General features: G+C 47.2%; 4 protein-coding genes and 1 pseudogene. 4 read left to right on the forward strand and 1 reads right to left on the reverse strand.

The window, feature by feature from the left end:
• The first annotated feature begins 138 nt into the window (after positions 1 to 138).
• The 4 genes and pseudogenes from FCL48_RS23760 to FCL48_RS23775 all read left to right on the forward strand — a co-directional run bounded on the left by FCL48_RS23760 (position 139) and on the right by FCL48_RS23775 (position 4,983).
• On the forward strand, positions 139 to 1,329 hold the full coding sequence (locus FCL48_RS23760) for an amino acid ABC transporter permease (RefSeq protein WP_136876417.1): 1,191 nt from the start codon (positions 139 to 141) through the stop codon (positions 1,327 to 1,329).
• Positions 1,330 to 1,338: 9 nt separating this feature from the next.
• On the forward strand, positions 1,339 to 2,775 hold the full coding sequence (locus tag FCL48_RS23765) for an amino acid ABC transporter permease (protein ID WP_136876418.1): 1,437 nt from the start codon (positions 1,339 to 1,341) through the stop codon (positions 2,773 to 2,775).
• A gap of 93 nt (positions 2,776 to 2,868) precedes the next feature.
• A pseudogene (locus tag FCL48_RS23770) lies at positions 2,869 to 3,573 on the forward strand (amino acid ABC transporter ATP-binding protein); the annotation flags it as partial.
• A 24-nt stretch (positions 3,574 to 3,597) separates the two neighbouring features.
• The gene (locus tag FCL48_RS23775) at positions 3,598 to 4,983 is read left to right on the forward strand and encodes an MmgE/PrpD family protein (protein ID WP_136876423.1); all 1,386 of its coding nucleotides are present in this window, start codon (positions 3,598 to 3,600) and stop codon (positions 4,981 to 4,983) included.
• 113 nt (positions 4,984 to 5,096) lie between these two features.
• Here FCL48_RS23775 and FCL48_RS23780 read toward each other — a convergent pair whose 3' ends face one another.
• Positions 5,097 to 5,588: a hypothetical protein gene (locus FCL48_RS23780; protein ID WP_136876425.1), complete on the reverse strand. Its 492-nt coding sequence runs from the start codon at positions 5,586 to 5,588 to the stop codon at positions 5,097 to 5,099.
• Positions 5,589 to 6,008 lie beyond the last annotated feature (420 nt).

Consider the following 6,008-nt stretch of genomic DNA (forward strand, 5'->3'; position numbering starts at 1 on the left):
TTTACAGATTATTACCTGTATATAAAGCCGTTTTTCAAGGCAACTTTGAACCACACCATAACCGCTGGCATGTCGCTTGCGGTTATGGTTTTTCTTACTCAATTTATCCCGTCCACTATTCTTAGGAAAATCAGTTGCATGTCAAAAGTCGCCCGCAGCGAAACACAGCACCCGAGGAGAAATCTGTTGAACGACCCCCGAGTAAGGGGGTGGCTGGCCCAGGCTTTGGTTTTGATGCTGTTGGTCATCGTAGCAGGTTATGCTCTTTACAACATTGCCCACAACCTTAACAAAGCAGGAATTACCACCGGCTTTGCTTTTTTGAGTTCTCCGTCCGGTTTTGATATTAGCCAGACTCTGGTTGACTATAGTAGCAGAAGTACCTACGCTGATGCCTTTGTTGTTGGAATTCTCAACACTCTCCTCGTTTCAATTCTTGGAATTGTAAGCTCGACCATTCTTGGTTTTTTCCTCGGTATTATCAGGCTGTCGCCGAATTGGCTCATCTCTAAAATGGCTGAAGCCTATACTGAGATAATCCGTAATATTCCACTTCTGCTTCAGATACTCTTTTGGTACCTTGCTATCCTGACGCCCCTACCGGGACCACGGTTGGCTATGCATTTCAGTGACATTGCCTTTCTCTGCAATCGTGGCTTACAGATTCCAAAACCTATTTTTGAACCTGGGTTTATCGCAACACCTGTAGCCTTTTTGGGCGCTGTTATCCTCTCAATTTTTTTGTTTCGGTGGAGTAAGAAAAGGCAGCTACAAACAGGACGCCGTTTTCCTGACTACTCTATAGCCATTGCCCTGCTTGTTGGCATGCCACTTGTGGCTATGATGTTGACGGGCTTTCCTCTCCATTGGGAAATGCCGGTTCTCTCTGGGTTCAATTTTGCTGGCGGAATTACAGTTCTGCCGGAATTGATTGCCCTCTGGCTGTCCCTCACGTTGTATTCAGCAACTTTCATCGGAGAATATGTTCGTTCGGGTATTATGGCGGTGGATAAAGGGCAGCGCGACGCAGCGTATGCTTTAGGACATCGGCCATGGATGATCTATCGTTTGATTGTCATTCCCCAGGCGATGCGTGTTGTGACGCCGCCCCTCATCAGCCAGTACCTTACTCTGGTGAAGAACTCATCTCTGGCGGTAGTAATCGGCTACCCTGATCTGATTCATGTCTTCGCCGGTACAGCACTGAACCAATCCGGTCAGGCTGTAGAAATAATCAGCATCACGATGGCGGTGTATTTGATTATAAGCCTGTTTATCTCACTGATAATGAATTGGTACAACAAAAAATATGCCCTACGGGGTCTTTAGGGACGCATTATGTCTGAAACTTGGATACCAAGCCCCTCATTGCCTTCTCCGAAACTTGATTCTGGATATGCAGGATGGGTTAAAAACAATCTTTTTTCAACTCCCGGGAATTTACTGCTCACTTTGCTGAGTATTGCCCTGTTAGTGTTGACCGTGCCACCGTTGTTGCGCTGGGGGATCCTCGATGCCACCTGGCTCGGTGATTCACGCGGTGTCTGTGACGAGGCCGCGCAAGGTGGTTCGACGGGAGCCTGCTGGGTGTTCGTCAAAGTCAGATGGGGCGTGTTCCTGTATGGCTTTTATCCGCTGGTTGAACGCTGGCGGGTGAACTTTACTTTTTTTGTCCTGGCCGTTGCTCTTTTTCCTCTTTTTGCTCCAATTCTTTTGGGTACGACCAAAAGAAAGATGGTTCTCTACCTGCTTGCCGCAATAACCGTGCTCTTTTGGCTTGGACCGATTCCCGCCACCTTTATTGCCTGTTACCTCTTTGCTCCTTTTGCTCTTGATAGATTGTTGCAAGGCAAACCGTTCCTTGAGTTGTTTGGCAATCAGGTCGTTGCAGTCCTGACAGGTATCGGTTCTGCTCTTTTGGTTGGAGTGATCTCTTATTATGGGATCTTTTTGTATTTGGATGAGAAAGCGGCTGGAGCAATTGGCCTGACCGCGCTCGTGCTAACTCTTTTTCTCTTGTTTATCAGTCGACTCACGGCATCAGGCTGGCACTGGGTATTTCTCTTTACAGTGTATCCGGTATTTGCGTTTTTCATGCTGGTTGGAGACATTTTTGGTTTGCCACTTGTCGAGACCCATTTCTGGGGAGGTCTGTTTCTTACACTGGTGGTTGCTGGTTCCGGGATGGCTACTGCCTTGCCCATCGGTATCCTGCTTGCTCTCGGTAGACGTTCAGATCTACCGGTTATCAAGGTCCTCTGTGTTTCCTTCATCGAATTCGTTCGGGGAGTTCCCTTGGTGAGTGTCCTGTTTATGGCTTCGGTGATGTTTCCTCTATTCTTACCGGAAAATGTGACGTTTAATAAACTGTTGCGTGCCCTGGTTGGCATCGCATTTTTTTACGCAGCGTATATGGCGGAGGTAATACGGGGAGGATTGCAGGCTATTCCCAAGGGACAATACGAAGCAGCTATGGCCCTTGGCTGGCCCTACTGGAAAATGATGAGCCTGATTATCATTCCCCAGACTTTACGCCTTGTCATTCCGGGCCTTGCCAACAATTTTCTGTCCTTACTGAAAGACACCACTCTGGTGGCGGTAATCGGCCTGCTTGATCTGCTTGGCGTTGCCAAGGCCTCGATGGCAGACAAAGAATGGCTTGGTTTTACCAAAGAAGCTTATATTTTTGCCGCTATAGTGTTCTGGATTTTTTGTTTCGCCATATCCCGCTACAGTGTTTATCTCGAAAAAACTTACCACCCAAGTCATCAATAAGTAGAAGCAAGAGGAGAATTACAAATAATGACTACTGCCACAACACCAGAGAAAAACAAACGGGAAAGTATTGTCACCATCTCCGGTTTAAATAAGTGGTTTGGTGACTTTCATGTTTTGAAGAACATCAATCTCGAGGTTGGCAAAGGCGAAAAAGTGGTTGTCTGCGGCCCATCCGGTTCAGGAAAGTCCACTCTTATTCGCTGCATTAACAGGTTGGAGACCCATCAACAGGGAAAAATAATAGTCGATGGAGTTGAACTCACCAACGATGTCAAACGGATTGACAAGATACGTCGGGAAACAGGGATGCTTTTCCAGAATTTTAATCTTTTTCCTCACATGACAGTTCTTGAAAATCTGACCCTGTCACCGATCTGGATTCGAAAAATGCCTCTCAAAGAAGCTCGTGAGCTCGCTTTTCATTATCTCGAACGGGTAAAAATTCCCGATTTAGCCAATAAATATCCGGGACAATGTTCGGGAGGACAGCAGCAGCGTATTGCGATTGCCAGATGCCTGTGCATGAGCCCAAAGATCATGTTGTTTGATGAGCCAACTTCGGCTCTCGATCCTGAAATGATTAAAGAAGTTCTTGATGTTATGGTAGATCTTGCGAGTTCTGGTATGACCATGATCTGTGTCACCCACGAAATGGGTTTTGCCAGGACCGTTGCGGATCGGGTTGTGTTTATGGATACAGGGGAGATCGTTGAAGCAAACGATCCGGAGACATTTTTTAACAATCCTCAATACGACCGGACCGCTCTCTTTCTTAGTCAAATTATCAATCACTGATCCTTTTCGGATGCTGACTTTATAATGACACACTCTACCGATCTTCACAAATCATTGGCTGGGCATCTGGCCGAATACGCCACCCAGTTCAATCTTGATTCTGTTGCTGATTCGGTTGTCAAGCATGCTGTCTCTCTGTTTCTCGATCTTCTGGGGGCTGCCCTTTCAGGAGTCGATACCCTGGAAGCAATTGCTGCAGCAAAGGCGGTCAATCTTCTCTCTCCCGGCGGTGGTCCTTGCACCTTATGGGGGACAGGCGGCACGGCAACACTTCAGGGTGCTGTTCTTCATAACGGTATTATTGCCCATGCCAGAGAACTTGATGATTTTGGAGGGGTGGATCATACCGGTGCAGTCGTCGTACCGGTCATTTTGGCAGTGGCTGAGGCATTTCCTACTGTTTCCGGCAGACAGGCTCTTGAAGCAATGATTGTTGGCTATGAGGTCGGACGCAGGGTTCTTGACAGTGCGGGAGGGTATCGACCACACAACCACTCGGATGGCTTTCATTCAACCGGTACATGTGGCAGTTTTGCTGCAACTGCGGCAGCTGCAAAAGTTATGGGCTTAGATCTTGATCAAACGATATGGGCCTTGGGGCTGGCGGGTAGTTTTACCGGAGGAACCTGGGCCTTTACCGGGGATGGGGCGATGAGTAAACGCTTTAACGTTGGTCGGGCGTCCGAGACCGGTGTTGTCGCAGCCTGCCTTGCCCGTTCCGGATTTACCGGCCCTGGACAGATCTTTGAGGCAGAATGGGGTGGATTTTTCAAAACGTATGCCAGAACTGCGGCCAATCCAGACGCCTTGATCTGTAAACGCCCACCCGGGTATGGTATCATGCGCAGCGGTATCAAACCCTATGCTGCCTGTCGCGATATCCATAGTAGCCTGGATGTGATTTTCGATGCAAAGGAGTGCTATCAGTTGACCGCTGCAGATATAGCTTCTATTGAGGTTCGGTGTATTCCCGAGATGATTCAAATGATCGGTAAGGAGGAGTTCCCGTCAACGAGGATCGCAGCCCAGCTTCACTTGCCCTATAGTATTGCCGTTGCTTTGATACAGGGGAAGGCCTTCATCTCTGAATATGAGGCTCCAATCCTCCATGACCCCGAAATAAAAAGGCTTGCTGCATTGGTGCAATTGATTGAAAGCCCTGAGTTACCTTTTGATTCCGAACCTTACCTCACCATTAGAACCATTGACGGCAGGGTGATACAGGGGCATGTGGATTATGCCAGCGGTGCCTCTCAAAATCCATTGTCTCTCCAGAAAATTATAGAAAAATACGAAAGCCTGGCAGCAAGGATATTGCCTGCAGCCAGAACTGCAACAGTTCGGGAGAAGGTGCTCTCACTGGCGACCATCTCCGACGTCAGAGAAATTGCCGCCTGCCTTAGGTTGTAAAGCAGCATCAGATCGCATCTCGACAACAGGACAAGCCCCTTTTGCTGGACGGATATTTTAGAAGTTAATCGCCAACACAGAATAGCGATTGATTGTATTATTCATGCCTTTCATCATTTTGGTTCAAAGCAGAAGGTGATCACACATCGTCCGTCGCCGTGCACCAGGCTTTCTTCAATGGAGTGGACGGGTTTGAGTCGAAGGGCTTTCATCACCCCGTTGCGAATCGCCTGACAGCCACAGGCATAGCCTTTGGTCATCTTTGCAGCATTTAAAGAATCAAAGGCATTGCATTGGTGGCCTGTCCAGGTCGCCATATTACCTTTTATGGTGACCGGTTCGTTGACGTACATCTCGTCAAAAAAACATGTTGACCATACGGTTTTAAAAATTTCCATCAGGTCTTCGATCGACTCAGGGCGTTGTATGGCACCTGATCGGAGAAGCAGAAGGGTATATTTTCTGAAAAAGCGTTCGTTGGCCTCAAGGTTTAACTGATTTGCTTTCTCTGCCCCAAATTCCTTCACCATCGTTGCGTGCCAGTAAGAGTCGTGCAGCCACCAGAGTTTTTTTGTTTCGTTGAGTTGTTCTTTCAGAGTGTTCACGTTCTTTCCTCAGATATTGATGTCACGTTTTTGATGACGGAGTCATTGATAGTATCGAGCCGACCTCTTATGAATACATCAGCGGGTTCAAAATATCTTTATTTGAGAAAAATCTATTCTCATTTCTATCCCTGGAGGCAATGCGTCTTATACTTGCAGATGATACTATCTTGCAGATGCAGAAGGTGATGACGAATTTCATGTATTTTCATGTTTAAGTGAGTGTAACCAACATTTTCGACAAGGGCAATGGGTCAAAGGGCTATCTGTCTGAGCTTTGTCCTGTTAAATGCCTTTAGATATGATGGTTGCCACATAAACAAAACAGACCTGCCTACCTTGCAAACGTGGGTTAAGTTGAGAGCATAAACAATCAACTCAGAGCCAAAATCAAGGAGGCAGGTCATGCAGAAAACAATA

The organism is Desulforhopalus sp. IMCC35007 (assembly GCF_005116575.1).
Classification (GTDB): Bacteria; Desulfobacterota; Desulfobulbia; order Desulfobulbales; family Desulfocapsaceae; genus Desulforhopalus_A.